The sequence below is a fragment of the Rhizobium giardinii bv. giardinii H152 genome (assembly GCF_000379605.1).
GTDB classification, from domain to species: Bacteria; Pseudomonadota; Alphaproteobacteria; order Rhizobiales; family Rhizobiaceae; genus Pararhizobium; species Pararhizobium giardinii.
Genome location: NZ_KB902687.1, coordinates 46,222 through 64,456 on the forward strand (window position 1 = coordinate 46,222; position 18,235 = coordinate 64,456).

General features: G+C 57.3%; 15 protein-coding genes and 2 pseudogenes. 5 read left to right on the plus strand and 12 right to left on the minus strand.

From position 1 onward, the window contains the following. Nucleotides 1–8 precede the first annotated feature (8 nt). Nucleotides 9–746 carry an IS21-like element helper ATPase IstB gene (gene istB / locus A3AY_RS0120800; RefSeq protein WP_018327605.1) on the plus strand — a complete coding sequence of 246 codons (738 nt, stop codon included), beginning with the start codon at nt 9–11 and terminating at the stop codon, nt 744–746. A 165-nt stretch (nt 747–911) separates the two neighbouring features. On the opposite strand, the gene A3AY_RS0120805 is transcribed toward istB, so the two are convergent. From A3AY_RS0120805 to A3AY_RS0120855, 11 genes are all read right to left on the minus strand, one after another. Further along, on the minus strand, nt 912–1,718 hold the full coding sequence (locus A3AY_RS0120805) for a hypothetical protein (protein ID WP_018327606.1): 807 nt from the start codon (nt 1,716–1,718) through the stop codon (nt 912–914). A 7-nt stretch (nt 1,719–1,725) separates the two neighbouring features. Further along, nucleotides 1,726–2,748 (minus strand): hypothetical protein, encoded by a 1,023-nt coding sequence (locus A3AY_RS0120810; RefSeq protein WP_018327607.1) that lies wholly within the window; start codon nt 2,746–2,748, stop codon nt 1,726–1,728. 90 nt (nt 2,749–2,838) lie between these two features. Next, nucleotides 2,839–4,872: a hypothetical protein gene (locus tag A3AY_RS0120815; protein WP_018327608.1), complete on the minus strand. Its 2,034-nt coding sequence runs from the start codon at nt 4,870–4,872 to the stop codon at nt 2,839–2,841. Further along, complete coding sequence (locus A3AY_RS0120820) at nt 4,869–5,357, minus strand: helix-turn-helix domain-containing protein (RefSeq protein WP_018327609.1); 489 nt, start codon at nt 5,355–5,357, stop codon at nt 4,869–4,871. The genes A3AY_RS0120815 and A3AY_RS0120820 overlap by 4 nt, the downstream gene beginning before the upstream one ends. Then, nucleotides 5,347–6,267, minus strand: coding sequence for a hypothetical protein (locus A3AY_RS0120825; protein WP_112864798.1), 921 nt, complete (start codon nt 6,265–6,267; stop codon nt 5,347–5,349). Before A3AY_RS0120825 ends, A3AY_RS0120820 begins: the two co-directional genes overlap by 11 nt. Before the next feature lie 241 nt (nt 6,268–6,508). Continuing rightward, entirely contained in the window at nt 6,509–8,212 is a 1,704-nt protein-coding gene (locus A3AY_RS0120830) for an ATP-binding protein (protein ID WP_018327611.1), read from the minus strand. Further along, nucleotides 8,209–9,480: an SIR2 family protein gene (locus A3AY_RS0120835; RefSeq protein WP_018327612.1), complete on the minus strand. Its 1,272-nt coding sequence runs from the start codon at nt 9,478–9,480 to the stop codon at nt 8,209–8,211. Before A3AY_RS0120835 ends, A3AY_RS0120830 begins: the two co-directional genes overlap by 4 nt. Nucleotides 9,481–10,085: 605 nt before the next feature. Continuing rightward, on the minus strand, nt 10,086–11,003 hold the full coding sequence (locus tag A3AY_RS0120840; RefSeq protein ID WP_051108384.1) for a formylglycine-generating enzyme family protein: 918 nt from the start codon (nt 11,001–11,003) through the stop codon (nt 10,086–10,088). Between the two features lie 164 nt (nt 11,004–11,167). Further along, complete coding sequence (locus tag A3AY_RS0120845) at nt 11,168–12,172, minus strand: HAD family hydrolase (protein WP_018327614.1); 1,005 nt, start codon at nt 12,170–12,172, stop codon at nt 11,168–11,170. Between the two features lie 86 nt (nt 12,173–12,258). Further along, nucleotides 12,259–13,893, minus strand: coding sequence for an arylsulfatase (locus tag A3AY_RS0120850; protein WP_112864800.1), 1,635 nt, complete (start codon nt 13,891–13,893; stop codon nt 12,259–12,261). Between the two features lie 191 nt (nt 13,894–14,084). After that, on the minus strand, nt 14,085–14,456 hold the full coding sequence (locus tag A3AY_RS0120855) for a SpoIIAA family protein (RefSeq protein ID WP_154663316.1): 372 nt from the start codon (nt 14,454–14,456) through the stop codon (nt 14,085–14,087). A gap of 14 nt (nt 14,457–14,470) precedes the next feature. Here A3AY_RS0120855 and A3AY_RS35715 point away from each other — a divergent pair, with 14 nt between their 5' ends. The 3 genes and pseudogenes from A3AY_RS35715 to scpB all read left to right on the plus strand — a co-directional run bounded on the left by A3AY_RS35715 (nt 14,471) and on the right by scpB (nt 16,484). Continuing rightward, the gene (locus A3AY_RS35715) at nt 14,471–15,589 is read left to right on the plus strand and encodes an AraC family transcriptional regulator (RefSeq protein WP_162709262.1); all 1,119 of its coding nucleotides are present in this window, start codon (nt 14,471–14,473) and stop codon (nt 15,587–15,589) included. A gap of 94 nt (nt 15,590–15,683) precedes the next feature. Then, nucleotides 15,684–15,884: pseudogene (locus A3AY_RS0120865) on the plus strand (DUF1403 family protein); the annotation flags it as partial. A 2-nt stretch (nt 15,885–15,886) separates the two neighbouring features. Then, nucleotides 15,887–16,484, plus strand: a pseudogene (gene scpB, locus A3AY_RS35720) (SMC-Scp complex subunit ScpB). 7 nt (nt 16,485–16,491) lie between these two features. Here the strand turns inward: scpB and A3AY_RS35725 are convergent. After that, a complete protein-coding gene (locus A3AY_RS35725) occupies nt 16,492–17,343 on the minus strand; it encodes a TniQ family protein (RefSeq protein WP_018327622.1) in 852 nt (283 codons plus the stop codon). A 125-nt stretch (nt 17,344–17,468) separates the two neighbouring features. On the opposite strand from A3AY_RS35725, the gene istA reads away from it, so the two are divergent. Beyond that, nucleotides 17,469–18,235 (plus strand): IS21 family transposase (gene istA, locus A3AY_RS0120880; protein ID WP_154663317.1); only part of this gene is annotated, 767 nt, incomplete at its 3' end.

The window sequence follows — 18,235 nt, forward strand, 5'->3', positions numbered from 1 at the left end:
AACGAAAGATGCTTGCTCATCCAACACTGGACAAATTGAATGCCCTGGGCCTGGCCGGCATGGCAAAAGCCTTTAGCGAACTCGTTGCCAACGGCGAAGCCGAACATCTCTCGCACGCCGAATGGCTCGGACTGCTGCTCGAACGGGAATGGAGCTCCCGTTACGATCGGAAGCTTGCGGCACGCCTCAGGTTTGCCAAGCTTCGCCACCAGGCCATCCCGGAAGATGTCGATTATCGCAGCGAACGCGGTCTTGATCGCGCTCTCTTCATGAAGCTGCTCGGTGGCGACTGGATCAATGCCCACGACAATCTGGCCATTTGCGGACCCTCGGGCGTCGGAAAGAGTTGGTTGGCTTGCGCTCTCGGCCACAAGGCTTGCCGAGACGATCGCTCAGTCCTCTATCAGCGTGTCCCAAGGCTGTTTGCTCAGCTTGCGCTCGCTCGTGGTGACGGCAGGTATGCCCGGCTGCAACGGACCTTGGGCCATGTTCAGCTCCTGGTACTGGATGATTGGGGGCTCGAACCGCTCAACGAACAGGCCCGCCACGACTTCCTCGAAATCCTCGAAGATCGCTATGGCCGTCGATCCACGATCATCACCAGTCAGCTTCCTGTGTCGGCATGGCATAGCGTCATAGGAGATCCAACTTACGCCGATGCGATCTTGGATCGCCTCGTTCATAACGCCCATCGCATCGAATTGAGCGGCGACAGTCTACGCCGAAATCTGCCGCGCAAAGCTTGACACTTCGCCTGAATGAAATGACAACAATCATCGCCTGCAGACCCCGCTAAACAGGGGGCGAGATCATCCCGGAAACCGGGGGCGCAATCATCTCGGAACAAAGGGGCGGCTTCATCGGAATCGGCACCACGTCCGTCGTTTCACTCTCGGACCGTGTCGAAGGTCTCAGGCATCGTCTGCCGCGGCCACATTTCGAAGGCGAGAGATGTAATCATCTACCCGGTCCAAAATGATTTCGAGACCGAGATAGCGAACGTAACCTCCTCCGCCCCGCTGGATAATTCCATCCAAGAAGATCTCGAAGGAATGACCATCACCCGCTAATCGAGTAACGAAGACCGCTCCACCACTCATGCCATCCAAAGGCTCTAAGTCCTCAGGATATCGCAACACGCCGCAGTTACTGCGGGACTCTAGGTGTCCCGACTTGCAGATCGGATGGATCCGCATCCCGCCATTCTCCATCACCATTCGCTGGAGATGGCTTGGCAAGCCTGAGGCTAAAACTAAATCACCAGCGCGACCGATGTGGCGACGTTCGACGGGGAAGAACTGATGTCCTGAGTATGATGGTAGCATCTCATACTCGACCACACCGATCACATAGTCACTTTCATCCTCTGTGGAACCAGGCGAGAATAGGTATGTGTTGAACGGAATATTGGTGCTGTCGGTGCCATCGTCCATCAGCACTACCAGATAGTCCAAGCGGTCCTTAAAAGCCGCTGCTGTTTCACCCGCGATCGTTGCTATTTGGTGGCGTGTGAAGACGGCGAAATGTCGCCCTCGGTACTGGAAGAGAACGGCACTACCCTGAAGTCCAAACAGCAAACGGCGAGCAACCGCGCCATCCTGCAGCGTGAGCTCGAACCCATCCAGACCATAGTGTTCGTCCCCAAGGGCGGCGAAACAAAGTGGTCGGATACATCGATCAGCGATCGTTGGCTCTTGTGGGTCCGTGAATCTCAGCATAGGAGGATCAATCCTTTCGACGGCGCGCACGAATTTCGTCAATTTGACGGTCAGTTTCAGCCTCGGCGGCTGCGCAACTCTCCGCGAGATCCTCGCGGAATTGCAAGGTGTCTCTCAGGAAGTCGACATAGGTGGCGACGGCCAGATGTGTGTTGGCCTTGGAGCGCAAGCGCTGAACCCGCCGCTTCCATCCTGGAACGGGATCCTTCTTGATCGTCAGGCGGTAGTTGGCGGCGAGCCAATCAACAAGGTCATGGATAGATCTGCCGGAAAAGCCATTCTCGCTTGCGAACTTGTGACCCACAGGCGAGAAGGCCAGCCGCCATGTCTGGCAATTGATTGTCGCCTGATCTCGCGTGATCCCCTTCCCCTTAGGAAACACGCCAGTTGAGATGACATCGAGGTAAACATTGTTCTCAGTGATGATAAAATCCATATGGTCCGCGAGCGCACCGATCGTCTTGCCTCTATCAAAATGGCACCGATCCTTCAGCGTTGCGCACGCCTTCTCAAAGTCACCTAGTTCGGCCGGATTGAGTCTGCTGCTGTTGAAATACTTCTTCGCGCGTTCCGGGATTACCATCTTATTGCCGTAGTAAAGACCACGCCCGGGAAACGCTTTCAGAATGTCGCAGGCTACCGAGAAGTAGAAATTAGCAATGGCTGGCAGTATGGCTTCGTGCTGGAGGCCGACATGGTACAGCTCGTTTCGGAACTCATGCATTATTGCAACTGTCCGCGCCTGTTCCTCTGTGACCATCTTCTCGATACGTGCAAACTTTAGCTTCGCGTCGAAGGATTGTCCGACAGCCTCGGCCAACTCCAGCTTATGGGGGTACGCCTCCTCTAAATGGTGCCAGCTCTTGAGGTGAGCGTGCTTTTCTGTAGCGAGCCTATGGATTGCTAGCTCTACCGCATTGTCGGTCAGCATCAACGCAAACCGGGCATCATGAACGCCGCCCTTGTCGAGATGTTCGAGGGCCAGATCCATCTGGTCAAGGAGAGCCGCGTAAAAGCTGAGAGCTGTCATCCTAGGTCAATCTCGTCTGCCGCTCGTCGACCTCGCTCGACAGAGAAGTTGTTCATCTTCGGCTCCTGCCGGCGTCATGGCAGGTTCGCGTCAATCACCTGTCGAAATTGGTTGTAGGACGTGCCCTCTAAGAATGATCTTGGTGCAGTCAATCTCGCCTATTATCGGTTCTAGGATCGACAAATCCTCACTCGTGGAGAAAATCACTTGTTGTCCACGAGCCTTCGATGTCGCTGCTCGTCGCAAAAGCTGCTCGAAGCTGACCTTCGAAGATGATTGTTGACGCGGTTCGTCGAAGACCAAAACACCTGGATGGTTCGTGCTGTAAGAAGCGGCGAGTTCGAGCAGCCCAAGCTGATACGCCCATTTCAATCTTATTGCGTCGCTTGCGGATGTCTCAAAACCGATCTCAAAACCCTCAACTTCGGGACGATACGTATCCTGGGAGATAGCAAGATCGTCGGGTTGAAAGGTTTTAAATCCAAACTGCCGCGCCTGTGCACGTAGCAATTCAGACAGACGGTTGAGCTTTGCCTTATCGCTGTCGGACAGCTCGTCGTCAGGAAGCGCGCTTCTCTGTTGAAGAAGCGTCGTATACTGCTCAGACAGGGTGCTGAAACTGCTCACCGCATCGTCAAAGAAAGACCGCAGTTCGGAAAAATCTCGAATCTTCCGTTCAATTAGAATTCGCTCTTCAATCGCTGAAGCCGAAACGCTCGTCGCCGGCGCTACTAAATCAGCTCTTAGTGTTCTTATTGCCGTGTACGCTTCGCTGAGATCTCGATTTAGTTGTGAGAGTAATCCTTCACGCTCTCGATTTTCCTCTTCTTCGCGCCGAAGTATGTCTTCAAACATTCTGATTTCAGATTTGATGTATGAGATATTATCTTCGATTGGCATGATCGATGCTAGCGCATTTTGCGAAAGTAGAGTGTCCTGCAAGCCTTGTTCGCAGGTGGGGCACCGGTCAGGGCTAAGTGACCATTGAACGCCTGAAAAGCGCTGTAGCTTTTGAACATCCTGGTTTTTTTGAAGATCTTCTCGCAGAGTCTGGATACGCCGTGTCAGGGCGTCAACGTCTGCTAATTTTACCTGCCTCACGCCGTTTAATGAAAGGCGCTGGACATTGAGGCTCTCCGCGTGGGCGATCACCTCGGCGAGTTTGGCTTCTATGGCGGGGACATTGTCGGACACGACCGGCACTTCGGCTTGGGAAATAGTGTCGAGTTCGGACTTCAGCGATCTAAGATGCTCATCAAGTGGCGTCCAGCCACCTCGTGTTGCCACTGACACGAACGCTTTCGCGATCGCATTCAAATCAACGATTGGCTTCGTACCAAGTGCCTCAATGCGTGACGCAGATCTGTTCAGCAGCTGGCTGAGGTCATGCCAATTTGTTTCCCATCTGCTGGTAAGAACGCTGATGCGTTGATTTAGCTGTTCACGTTTGCGCTCGATCTCATAGGCCTCAAGCCCCGCGATGAACTCCACTGCTCGTTTGTGGACTTCTCGAATGCGGAAATATGTCGGGATGGCTGCGGGGATGGAGGACCACCCAGACTTTTGCTCCACCCAGAACAGCGGGAACACGGTTTCGAGATAGAGCTTGACGTCTTCTTTCTCGTAGCCTCGAACGACAGGAAGCTCCCAGCCAAGAAAATTCTCGAGGAAATGATGAAAACCGTCCTCACGTTGAGCAGCACCCGGGTCTCGCACGAAGAACTGCTGGGTCCGATACTGGCCTTCAGGTTCAGACAGACCAGGGCCGAAATTTACTGTTATCAGGCGGTCGTCGAGTTTTGAGACGACCGGGCGATGGACCGTCGCTATTGTGCCGACTGAGTTTTCCAGTTCAAGCATCACGTCAGATTCAACGACTCGCACGCTCTCGCCAGTATCTGTCACAAGATGGCTTGTCATCGCGTGTGGAAGAGGGATCTCTCGGCGAGGGCTCAGCATTCGTTCCAAACCAAGAACGTAAATCATCCCTTGAAGGCAGGTTGATTTACCCATGGTGTTGTCGGCCCAAAGAACATTTAGCCCGTCGGTGAAACCGAGTTCAACTCCGTACCAGCCCCGCTCTGTGAGCGCACGAAGCCTGAGGCGTCTCAGTTTAAAAGTCATACAAGGTTCTCCGGACGCCAGACCGTTTTCATAAATCCATCAGTTAGTTTGGGCGCCACCTCGGAAAGGAAGGCTTTCTCGGCGTCAAGCACGCCGCTATCTTTGGCGACTGCCTCAGCTGCTTTGCGACCTTCGTCCGTCAGAACAACCACCGAACCTTTGTTAACGCTAACGAGGCCCATCGAATGGCTCAGCGCTACCGCGCGGTTCAGCCAAGGCTCGACCCTTACGGATACGTCGAGTGGTCGATACCGTCCCGCGATCAATCCTAGTGCCTCCTCTCGACCCTCCTCGAGTCGCACATTATGAGCGAGAAATTGGAGTTTCTGAAAACTCGCCTTTTTCCCTCGACTGTAAAATACACTTAGGAGTAGTATCGCCATCCCCCAGGCCATCCGCAAGTCGCCGGCGACAGGCTCTGGGCGGACGGTGAACGTGAACTTGGATGTATTAAGGATGTCTAAGAAAGGGCTTTCACGGGACATCTGGGAAATCCAATGGGCATTGCATTATCCATTCTGAGACGGTTCCAAACACGAGCTGATCGACGTTCTCGGGCGATAGGTTTGGCGCCGCACCCTTGATTGCTCCCTTCAGGTTCATAATCTCGTCGTTCAGGATGCCACTGGCCGAAACCGCAGTGGGGCCGGCAAACTCTAAATGGCGCCTCCGGCTAGCAATCACCGTGGCAAGATTGTCATGTAACTCTGGTGCCTGAGAACGAAGTGCACTCATAAGCGCCGCGCCCTGCAGATGATAACGAGTAGCGTCCGCAACCGCATCTTCAAGCTTTTGAGGAGTTGTACGCTTCGCGAGCTTCGTGCGAGCCGTTGACAGCAAATCTTGTGACCCCTCCTCCTTCTCCCAAGAGCTAATCTGCGGATTTGTCGGATTCGGAATGCTGAGTTTGATCAACGATAGTTGCGCCGCATTCAGCGTTAGGGCGTCAGCGCCGAAAAATGCTTGATCATGAATAAGGACCTCAAAGTCAGTGTCGAGGTAAGGCAGTGCTTTCGATCGGAGCTCTGTCGTCTTGTTCGCGCAGTGTATGTTGACGTCCTTGCTATCGTGTAATGGGCTGAGCAAGACCCATCTCTTTATCGGCGCGCCGAGGAAGAGTTTCGATACAATAACGTTGTTTTTTTGGAGCTTACCCAGATCCCTGGTGATCTTATCTTTTTGCTTCTTCGCGCGTTCAGCGACTCCGATCGGCTCTTCTACCGCGTAACACTGATATGCGACGCTATCCTTGTTGCAGTAATAGTCGATACCAAGGTCGCCCTGATCTTTGGCGGGCACCTTGTGAACGTTTAACACGCCATGCCGACAATTCAGGAGGCCAAGCGCAAATATCTCCCAGTCGTCGGGATTCCAAATAATTGTTGTTGATGGCAAGACTTCCCCCAATATTCAGTATAGATAATTTACATGAAGGACGGTTGCGTGCAATGGAAGATTATCGGCCTTAGGTAGCATCACTTTGCTTTTTGATCTCATTGGTAAATGTTCGCTCTGCGGCATTTCGCCTAGGCCGAGTGGGCGTGTTGAGATGATTCGCTTCCTGGACAGCAGGCGCGGTCTTCCGCATCTTCTTTGGGTGATTGAGATTTGTAAGCATGCTTTCACCCCATCGCTCTTAGTCCGCCTTGGGCTGACGACTGGCCCAGTACGACGTGTATTTTGGGCCTTTGGAATCGGGCGGCGACGGGGGCTCGTGAATCAAAACAGGCACCGGCGCGGGAAGGTCTGGCCCGACGATTATGGCTTCGCCAGGCGCTAGAGTCGGGATAAACAGAGCGGCGTTGCGATCAAGATCGCCGCAGGCTTTCTCGACCGCACTGCGATCTTCTTCGTTGGTCAGGCGATGCACAACCAGTGTGCCAAGTTGGCTGAGAACATCGGCCGGAATATCGCGGGGGCGCTGTGTGGCAAGGATCGTGGTCAGTCCGTATTTGCGCCCTTCTTTGGCGATAAGCCCAAACGCTTCAAGTTTCACGCTGGCATATTCGTCGCCAATGGTTCGCCCCAGGAATTGATGGGCCTCATCCAGCAGCGTGATCATCGGCTTGTCGCGAAAGGTGTTCTGCCGGGCGCGGGCCAAGAGAAAGCGCCCGATGACATTCATAAGGATTTCGCGCGAGTTGTGCTCGAACCGGACGTTTTTAAATGAAATGCGGAGGATATCCCGGTCTTCTGAGGCGAAAAACGATTCCAGAACCGCGACCAAGGACTGTCCGCCCTTGCCGAATAGGCATTCAAGCTCAGGGGAATGGATTAACGTGCGCATGCGCGCGATCAGGCTTTCGCAGTAGCCTACTGCTTGTTCATGGACGTTACCCCAGTGGCTCGGGTTGTCCCAATTCGTCGGCTGAACGCATTCCTGCTGCACCTGATCGGGAAGATTTTCGATGTCGAACTGGCAAAGCGGGCTGTGAATGACGTCGCTGTGAAGTTCCAAAGCTTTCAGAAACGGGCGGCGGTCCTTTTGCCTTTTCGTGAGCAGCTTCTTTTCATAGATCGCCACGCCTTCAAGCTGTCCCCCACTTTTCTTGACAAGCTTCAGACTCTTGATCGCTTCGCGGAGTTTAGGCCCCTGGCTTTGTCCCGATGGGCGAAACAGGGCGAACAGGTCGTCTTCCGTCATGAACTGGTAGGGGAAATGGACCTGCTGGCTGCCGGCTTCTTCGTTGTCGAAGGCATAGTGCGCCGATATGGCGGGGATCTCTGCAAATTCACCGGTGGGATCGAAGAGAATACATTTACCGCCAGCGGCTTTGATCTGCTGGAGGATGGTGGCTAAGGTCCAGCTCTTGCCGCCGCCCGTCGCGCCGAATACGCCGCAGTGGCGGCCGAAGAGCTTTTCAGGCGGCAGGCGCAAATGCACGCCGCTGCCCGCATCGAGCGTGCCGATGTCGAGGGCGCTCGCGCCGCTCGCCACCAGTGAATTTGCAATCAGTTCGCCGAACATGGATGGATCAGCCAAGTAGACAGCATCGCCGACGCGAGGATGGTGGCGGATGCCGCGCATGAGTTTGTTCTGTCGCTGATCTACCGAGGCCAGCAGTTGCACCCTGCCGACCGGGTGAGGTTCGGGCTGCGTGCCCAGAGTCGGCTCGACAGTCAGTCGCTCTGCGTCGGGTAGTTTGACTTCGACCAATCTTCCAAGGAGCTTGACCAGCTCGCAGTCCACGAACACGAAGTCGCCGACGGCGCCGCGCGCAAGGGCACGGCGCTCCGGCCGGGCGGTGGCGTAAGGCAAGTTCACTTGCACCGTTGACGCAGTCACGACAGAAATCGTGCCGACGTAGCGATCCGGATCAACCAGGCTGTGTTTGATCACGACTGTACCCCATCGCCGAAGCCCCGCGCGGCTTGCATACGGTCAAGATGGCGTTCGCGTTCGGTCTGGGCGACGAGATCGGGTATGGCGAGGGCCAAGTCCTCAAAGCGGCCGCTGAGCAGCGTGATACGCTGGTCGCCAATCCGCGCCAGGTGTTTGAACCTTTCGAAATAGCCGCTGACATGCTCCCGCACCGGGCTTTCCACGGCGACCGTATGATCGCCTTTCTCCAAGACATCGTCTCTGAGAAAGGCCACATCACACACGATCAGCTTGAGGCTCATATTGGCCTCCAGCGCGGCCATCACTGGCTTGCTCAGGTGGTCATCATTGAAGCCGAAGCCGGAGACAATGAGGGCGGTATCGGGTTCGCGCAGCGAGCTTTGAAACGCGCCCATCATGTCGAGATAGGGCGGCTCGAACGCTTCCTGGTATTTGCTGTCGCGCGGAAAGATCAGTAGCGGCGGCTCAGAACCCTCCGCCCGCACAATGTCGGCACCGCGACGCTTCCAGTCGATAGAGCCGTGTAGTTTGTAGAGATGGAAGACGTTCTCGATATAATCAGGCCCCTCCTTGGCATTCTCGCGGCGGACGATGTCGTGCGAGAAATGGCCGCGATCGTAGATTTGCGGCATCGCATGGGAAAAGCCATCAATGATGGTGAAACGCTGCGCCCGTGCCGCGTATTCAAAGCACAGATCGTAATTGGTCGTGAAAAACTTTGCGCGCGGTTTACGGACGCCGCGTCGTGCGATCTTGCGGATGATCGCGCCGTGCGCCTTGATGTCCGTATCGTTGCTGACGAAGCTGACGCGCTTGGAGATCGCCTTTTCGGCGGTTTCAATGAAGGTTTGAATTTTCTTACTGCTCTCATTGTTGAAGAGCTCGACGTAGATTTTGCATTGAGTCAGCAGTTTTTCGATGTTGGTGTCGGTCGCTTTGGCCTTGGGAATGAGATCAATGACTTCCTGGAAGGTCTCCTTCGTGGCGGCGGCTTCGACGGCGGTCCAGAGGTCACTCATGCCGGGCGCAGTGGGTGCGCCCTGTGCGGGATTTTTTGCACAGAATGATGCGCCGGCCCCGGTCAGGACCATCAGGTTCGAGGCGTTCATCGCCACGCTCAAAGCGAGATCAATATCGCGGTTCGCGCCGAAGCTGATAGTCTTGCCATCGCCGTCGACTTGATCGGCGAACTGAACCCAGCCCTTGACTGGATTGAACAGGCGCAGGTTATCGGCAGATGCCAGCAAGACGTCCCAGTATCCCAATGAATGTCCCCTCCCATACGACACGCGCTATCCCGTCATCAGAGCATTGCCGCAGACTACACGTCAAAATACATCGTGTAAGCATGTGCTGATAGTTTTGCGGGATTTCCCAGTCGAGAGACGTTGATATTTTTCTATGATCGGTACGCAGGTTAAGAGAACAAAGTCATGCCGAAACAGCGTATGCTCAGTGCGGATGCGCTCGGTTGCCATATACGCCCCTGAACATTAAAGGGGCACAGATATACGGTAGCAAAGTCAGGAGGCGAAAGACTGCGTGTTCCCTTGGAGATTGATTGCGTCCTTAGGCAAGTCGTAAACGGGTGGCGAGCGGCGCAACCACCCTCTACGACAGGAACGAGGGCAAAAACAGCGCCGCTTTTCCGCTTCGATCGTCCGCCGCTCAAGCGGTCGTTTGCGGAATGGGTAAAATCCCACGATAGGCTCCTTCCGGCAACCGCGGCCGACCCGGATCAGCCCTTCCATGCGACGGCTCTGCGGCAAATCGTGACCCGAGCCGGACGTTGCCGCACATCATCAGTACCGATGCCGACCAGCAGCCGGCACTCTCTGAATTCTGAATGCGGATTGCACGTTGGCCACCATCACTCTCCGCTCTCCGGCCGCACGATGCAACGAAATCCAAGATGCGAGATGGAGGTATCGATGGGCTGCGCCATCCGTGCCGCGGGCCGGTAACGTCGGCAGTAGTTGGGCGCGCAAAGATGCGAGCCGCCCTTGGTGACCTTGCGCGGGATCCTCACGTTCGGCTGAAGCTGGTCATAGCTCCCCTCGCGCTCGCCACCGCGCGGGTTGGCTGCGGTGCAGCAGGGGCTCTCGATCCGGCCGTGATCCTGGTACCAGTCGGTCGTCCATTGCCAGACATTGCCTGCCATGTCGTATAGTCCATAGCCGTTGGCCGGGAACGAGCCGACCGGCGCGGTATATTCGAAGCCGTCTGCCAAGGTGTTCCGGTACGGGAAGTCTCCTTGCCAGGTATTGGCCATGTGATTGCCTCCTGGAGTGAACTCGTCGCCCCAGACGTATTCGGCGCCGTCAAGGCCGCCCCGAGCGGCAAACTCCCATTCCGCTTCGCTCGGCAGTTCCTTGCCTGCCCATTTGGCATAAGCTACGACATCGTCGTAGGCCACGTGCACGACGGGGTGGTCGCCAAGCTTCCTGATTGAACTCGCCGAACCACGTGGATGGCGCCAGTTGGCGCCGCGGACATAGACCCACCAGTTGTAGTGGTCGCGCATATCGACGGGCGCTGAAGGCCTTTTGAACATGATCGAAGAGGGCGCCAGCATCTCTGGCTTGGCGCCCGGATAGTCCGCTGGGTCGGCCGGTTTCTCAGCGAGCGTCACGTAGCCTGTCGCCGAAACAAAGCGCTCGAAGTCAAGGTTCGTGACGGTGAAGCGATCCATCCAGAAGCCGTCGACTTGCACCCGGTGCGCCGGGGCCTCCTCCGGATAAGCCCTATCCGAGCCCATCAGAAACACTCCGCCAGGAATCCAGACCATGCGGGCAAACGGCGGTGTGCCGGGCGACTGAGGAGCTGCCGTTCGGTTCGAGACGCGCGTTTCGGTTCTCCTTACGCTACTCATTGCTCAGCTTTTGCGACCTGCCGGCAGGGGGCAAGATTCGCGTGCTTTCGAAGAACCAACTCGTTGGATCGATGATCGCGTTATTTTTCAAAACCGAATACCCTTTTCCAATCCTTCTTCATATCGACGACCGTCCAGCCGTCGGCGGCGGCCTGGTTCAGCCCCTCGTCAAGCCGACCAATGTTTGACTGGCGATCATAGGTCCATTCGCGCTCGCCATCGGTGTGGTGAACATAGAGACAGAAGCGGAGGCCGGACCCTGTGCAGGTCCATTGCAGCATCTGGAGGTCGCCGTCCGAGTTGCCGAAGGCAGCGATCGGTCGGCGGCCGATATGTCTCTGGATGCCGACGGGCTTGCCGGCCTTGTCGTCGATAAAATCGACCCCCGGCTCCTTCATCAGCACCGGCTTGCCGTCGCGGAGCTCGAATTGGGTCTTGCCCGCACTGCCGACCACCTGCTCAGGCGGAACTCCGTAAGTGTCCTCCGCAAAGGCGCGGACAAATTCGATACCGCCGCCCGTGACGATGAATGTCTTGAAGCCACTCGATCGAAGGAACGCGAGCAGTTCGAGCATCGGCTGATAGGCCATTTCGGTATATTGACGCTGGGTTTTCGGGTGCCGCGCCGTAGCAAGCCAGTCCTTGACGATCTTGTTGAACTCTTCGGTGGTCATGTCAGAGTGCGTTGCCGCAACCAATTCGACAATCGCATGCTCGCCACCTGCAAGGGCCCCCTTGATATCCCCCTTCAGAAGCGAGGCAAACGGTTCCTTGTCCGTCCATTCCGGATGCTGCGGTGCCAGCGCCTTCGCGCGGTCAATGGCGAACAAAACCTGGAAATAGAGAGGCTGTTCAGCCCAAAGGGTGCCGTCGTTATCGAATGTGGCGATGCGCTCTGCCGGCGCGACATAGTCCGGCCCGCCTTCTGCCGTCACCCGTGCAACGAAGTCGAGGATCGCCTGCTTCGATGCGCCGTCGTTCCATGATGGCAGCGGATCAGTCTGCGCCGCTGCCGGAAACGCCAAGGCCGCAATGCTGACCCAGATTGGGATCAGAAGCGCAAAAATGCGGGGGAACGATTTCATGAGACCTCTCCATCTTAAGATAAGAGGCGACCGGCCCTGCTGGTTGGGCTATGGGCCGGCCGCCGCCTACGACGCAGGAAGCTGCGCTAGTTGCCGCCCCCCGCCGCTGCACGCTGCATATTTTCCATCACCTGATCGATCGAGAAACTTCCGGGCTTCTGTCTGGGTGGGAACTCCTTGAACGTTTCCAAGAACTTGGCGACATAGGCCTGCGCCGGTACCACCACGAAGAGGTGCTCCACACGCCAGCGTTCATAGTCCATGCCCTCATGGTCGGCCGTCTCGAATGGATCGGAGCGAAGATTGAAGAGCTTGGGTAGGCGCAGTGGTACAAAAGGCTCTTGCCAGACATTGAGGCCCTCTTCGCGTTGTTCGGCAAAGACGACCTTCCACTGCTGATAACGAAGGCCGACAAGCGAACCATCGTCAACGAAATAGATGAATTCCTTGCGCGGATCCTCTCCTTTCCCAGAGAGGTAGTCGGTGATGTTGTAGCCGTCGAGGTGCACCTTGAAGGTCTTCGCCCCGGCCGTGTGACCCTTGAGCAGCTTCTCCTTGATCTCGGGATCGCCGGCCGCGGCCACGAGCGTGGGGATCCAATCTTCATGCGCTACGACGTCGTTATAGATTGTGCCGGGGTTGATCACACCCGGCCAGCGCACCATACTCGGGACGCGGTAGCCGCCTTCCCAGTTGGTGTTCTTTTCACCGCGGAATGGTGACTGGCCACCGTCCGGCCATGTGAACTTCTCAGCGCCGTTGTCGGTTGAGTACATGACGATCGTGTTTTCCGACAGGCCGAGATCGTCCAGCGCCTTGAGCATCTCGCCAACATGGGCGTCGTGCTCCACCATCCCGTCCGGATATATTCCGAGGCCGGTCTTTCCCTGGCTCTCGGCCTTGAGCCGTGTCCAGATGTGCATGCGGGTCGAGTTCCACCAGAGGAAGAAGGGTTTGTCCTGTTCCTTGGCGCGCTTCAGGAAATCGATCGCGGCATCGGTGACCTCCTGATCGATCGTCTCCATCCGCTTTTTCGTGAGCGGTCCGGTGTCCTCGATGCGGCCGTCGGCATAGGTGTGGAGCACGCCGCGCGGTCCAAACTTCTTGTTGAACTCGGGGTCTTTCGGGTAGTCGGGATTCTCAGGTTCGTCTGAGGCATTGAGGTGGTAAAGGGAGCCGAAGAATTCGTCAAAGCCGTGGGCGGTCGGAAGATGTTCGTCGAGGTCACCGAGGTGGTTCTTACCGAACTGGCCGGTCATGTAGCCGAGCGGCTTGAGCAGGTCGGCGAGTGTAGGATCTTCCGCCTGCATTCCCTCCTTGGCCCCTGGCAAGCCGACCTTCAACAATCCGGTCCGGTATGGCGACTGACCGGTAATAAACGCCGCTCGACCGGCCGTGCAGCTCTGCTGGCCATAATAGTCGGTGAACAGTCCGCCCTCGGCGGCAATCCGGTCGATATTGGGCGTCTTGTAGCCCATCATGCCCTGGTTGTAGGCGCTGATGTTCCAATAGCCGACGTCGTCGCCCCACAGGATGAGGATGTTTGGAGGCTTGGTGGCAGCCTGGGCGTTGGCCGGCTTAGTCAGGGAGGCTAATACGCCGGAAGATAGCGCTGAAGCGACAAGCAGCGAGGTGCCGCTCAGCAGCAGATCGCGACGCCTCAATCCCGATTCAGTTTGATGTTTCTGTTCGGTGGTACCTGCTGGGATCTCCTTGCTCATGGCGCGCTCCTCCTTCGACGCGTTGAAAATTTCGTCGACCTGCGCCGGACCCGTCCAACGCAGGTACGTTCGATGCACACCTTGCATGCCGCTCCCCCGCTGGAGCTACTCATGGAGTGCAATGCTCGGCCCGAGAACGCAAAAATCGTGTGAATGGCTTGGCGGTTAACCATAAAGGCAAGCGCACCGGTTTAAGATACATCCGTTTGAAGCCAGGTTGCCGCTAGGGCCGCATGCTGCGGACGCCAGGATCGGACAATGACACCTTCCTGGCGCATAACAGCGCCGAGCCAGGCTGCCGGGCGATTCAGACGAGGATCGTGAACGATCGCAATGCGCCGAATTGTTTTGGCAGCCCTGCGCCAAGCGAGCAATGCATCGCCTCCGGGAGCGGAAAACGCCCAATCTTTGATACCGACCCAGTCCAACAAAAGCAGCACGTCGCCACGTCTGGGAAGGTCGGCAACCATGTCCGCAATGGCAACGAATTCGGAATCCGTCACCGGCCCGCGATGTCGGAATGCCAGAATATTGTCGCCAAACGTGGAGACGATCTCAAACAAAACAAGTCCTTGGGATGTTGCGCAAAACATCCCGAAGCATTGTTCCCGAAGTCGCAATGTTGCGCTACTCTGCCAGTGCAGAATTCGGCCCAAAACTGCAGCGCCGAATTGCTGTTGTGAGAGGCTGTGCCATGCCCCACGTCCGGAAAGATCCACTGGGCCGATTTTCGGCCGTCCGAACCCGCGATGTTGGCGAGCTTCGCCAGCGTCTATCGGGTCTGTTCTCTGTCCGATCACTCGATATAGGCCGTGGAGCGCAGCAGGATTTCGACGGACATCTCAATCACTACGAACTGCACGATGTCGGGCTGAGCTTTGCTCGATACGGTTCTTCGATTGAGGCATCCCTTTCGCATGGGGATTTTTATCTTCAAGGCTTTCCACTTCGAGGCGATGGCAGTTTTGTCGTCGACGGCTCAGAGACAATCGTCTCCCGCCGTCGTGGTTTGGTAGCAGGCGTGGGCGCCGAGGTGCGGCTTAGGTACTCACCGGACTTCGAGCATTTGATCGTGAGGATCAAGCCGCAAGCATTAATCAAGAAGCTCAGCGCGTTAATCGGCCGCCCAGTCGATCCGCCGTTGACGATCGTGACCGACATCGCACCGGATTCCCAGGCTGCGGCGGCCCAGTTCCGTCTGCTGGAGTTTGTCATCGGAGAGCTCGACCGTGAAGACGCTTCGCTTCCGCCGCTCGTCCTGGCCGAGCTTGAACAAGCGCTCCTCGTCGCCTTCCTTTGCAGCAACCGCCATAATTATAGTCACCTGCTCAACGAACAGCCGCTCTCACCGGCACCCTGGCAAGTGCGCAGGGTGGAGGAATATATCGAGCAGAACTGGGGTCAGCCGCTGACCATCGAGGCAATGGCTCTGGTTGCAAACGCAAGCGTGCGAAGTCTCTTTTATTCTTTCAAAAAAAGCCGCGGTGTCTCTCCGATGACCTTTGTCAAGCAGGTTCGCATACGCAATGCCAAGGCGATGCTGGCGAGCCCGAGCCCGACAACGAGTGTAACGTCGGTCGCCTACGCCTGCGGGTTCAGCAATCTCGGGCATTTCGCCAGATACTATTACAGCACCTTCGGTGAGCACCCATCCGATACACTCAGGAAGGCGTTCCGCAGCTCCGGCTCCCATTAGGCGCGACCAGCTTCGGTGACTGGGAGCTACACTGCCGCACAGACGGCCACGCTCTCCGGCAAGGTTTCGGCGGATCCGTTTGCAGGAAAGGATCGGTGCGATGGCGCCAAAACTGCGGACGAAGGGCGCGAGCGTCGTCATCGAAAAACTGCTGGAGCGGGATGCCGTGCCGGCCTCAGCTCCCGGCAGTCATCTTTCCCGCTGGGCGGCGACGCGGCTGTTCGAGCGGCTGCAAAATTTTGGCGCGGTGCGCGAACTTTCCGGCCGGACCTCGTTCCGGATTTTTGGATTGTGATCATGGCCGGATCGAACGCGGCAAAGGCAGAGAGAGTGGGGCGCAAGACGAGGTCGGAGGACAATGTCCTCATCGATCGCGAGCTTGAGGATTTGCCGCCGGACTTACGTTGGCGCGAATGGATGCTGCGCGTCGAGGCCGTGATTTCTGCCGCCGCGGAACCGGTCACCCGCGAGATTTTGGCGCGTGTGGTCGGCCGAAACTGCAGCGTCGAGCTTTTGATCGACGACTTGCGCGAGGAACTGCGGTCGCGTCCCTATGACATCGTCGCGGTCGCCGGCGGCTGGCAGCATCGAAGCCGTCCGGCTTATGCGCCCGCAATCCGCGCCGCGTTGTCCAACATTGTTCGGCAAGGAGGTGAGCCGCGACACGATCGCCAGCCTGCGCGACGCCGGCTTCCTCGGCTCAGGCCCGCGCAGCCCGACACCCGGCGCGCCCTACACCTATGTGACCACCAGGCATTTCCTGTCGGCGTTCGGACTGGAGAAGCTGCGCGATCTGCCCGATCTGGAGCGGATGGAGGACGACGGGCTGCTCAGTCGACAGGCGCTCGACGAAACCGCGACGGCTGAGCGTGACGGCGACGTCCTGGAGGACTGACTATAGTTTACGTTCCAATCAACTCCTGCACCTCGCGACGGCCGGGACCTGGGTTCATTCTGGCATAGGCGCCGAGCGGGTCTGGAAGCTTGATGTCCGGTTCGTTGCCCTCCGAGGCAACCGGCCGTCCTCTTCTTCGCCCGAGAGCGTTCGCAAGCAGCTCGATCCAGGCGCGGTGATCACTCGTCGGCGGAATCAGACGTCGCAGACGTCGCTCTTTGCAGTCCTTTTCGTCATCCGTAGCATCGTCCACCAGCCATTCATCGGGGCGACTGAGACGGTCGGCGCAGTACGCCCGTGCCGCTGTCGACAGACTTGTGAGGATCATCGTCGAGTAGTAGCCGCCGACACTGGGCATGCCCAAAAGACGGCGGACAAACACAGGACCAGACGGGGCGTGGGCGATTGCTTCCACGCTGCAGATATTATCAATGCATCGGTCGAGCGTTCTCGTCTCAGGACTGAGGTAGGGAATGGGTGCGCGGCGCAAGTCGTAGCCGCACGCGACACAATAATGTTGCGGCACCAGTTCGCCTTGGTCAAAGACCGCAATGCGGCCGTGGCAGGACGGACATCGGTCACGCAACCGGCAGCCATGCTCTGTGCAGGAAACCCGAGTCGCCAGCCGCCATCGCCGCCGAAAGTACGGCTGTGCATCTTCGGCCAGACAGCGGCAGCAGAACTGCAGCCAGGTCGATGCCCATTGACGGCCGTCGTTGCGTAGCGGCAGCAGGAGTTGCCTTGGCAAGTCATGCGACAACGTCATCGCGGCGAGCTGATTGTGCGCGATACCGGTGTTGGCGCTCAGCAGGTTCGCAACGTCATCTGGCAGCCTGAGATCAAGGGCTGCCGACCACATTCCCGGATTAAGCCTGTGTTCCGGCGTGCAAATTTGACCCCCTTGGCGGGGTAATCGGCGTCCAATTTTGACCCCCCTCAGATTCCATCTGACCATCCGGCTTTTGGCGGCGGATGGAGCGGGAGTTGAAGCGAGTGGATACGATTGCGCGTGTTCGACGGGCCTTCCATGTGCAGGGCTGGTCGGTGAAGAAGATTGTCCGGGAACTCCACGTGTCGCGCAACACGGTTCGCAAGATTCTGCGTTCCGACGAGACCGATTTTACCTATGAACGAGAGCGGCAACCGCTGCCAAGGATCGGAGCGTGGAAGGCCGAGATCGAGCGGTTTCTGACAGCGAATGAGGGCAAGCCGTCGCGTGAACGGCTAACGCTGATCCGGATTTACGAGGAGGTTCGGGCACTCGGCTACGATGGCAGTTATGACGCGATCCGCCGATATGCCAAGACCTGGGCGAAGAACCGGGGANCCGTGACAGCGGAAGCCTATGTGCCCCTCTATTACGCGCCAGGCGAAGCCTACCAGTTCGACTGGAGCCACGAGATCATTCTGGTCAACGGGGTGACNACGACCGTGAAGGTCGCGCACGTCCGGCTCTGCCACAGCCGGATGATGTTCGCCCGAGCCTATATGCGNGAGAGCCAGGAGATGGTGTTCGATGCCCATGACAAGGCCTTCGCCTTCTTCCGTGGCACCTGCACGCGCGGCATCTACGATAACATGAAGACTGCGGTCGAGGCGGTGTTCGTCGGCAAGGAGCGACAATACAATCGCCGCTTCCTGCAGATGTGCAGCCACTATCTGGTCCATCCCGTTGCCTGCACGCCCGCATCCGGATGGGAGAAGGGACAGGTCGAGAACCAGGTTGGCCTCGTGCGCGAACGCTTCTTCAC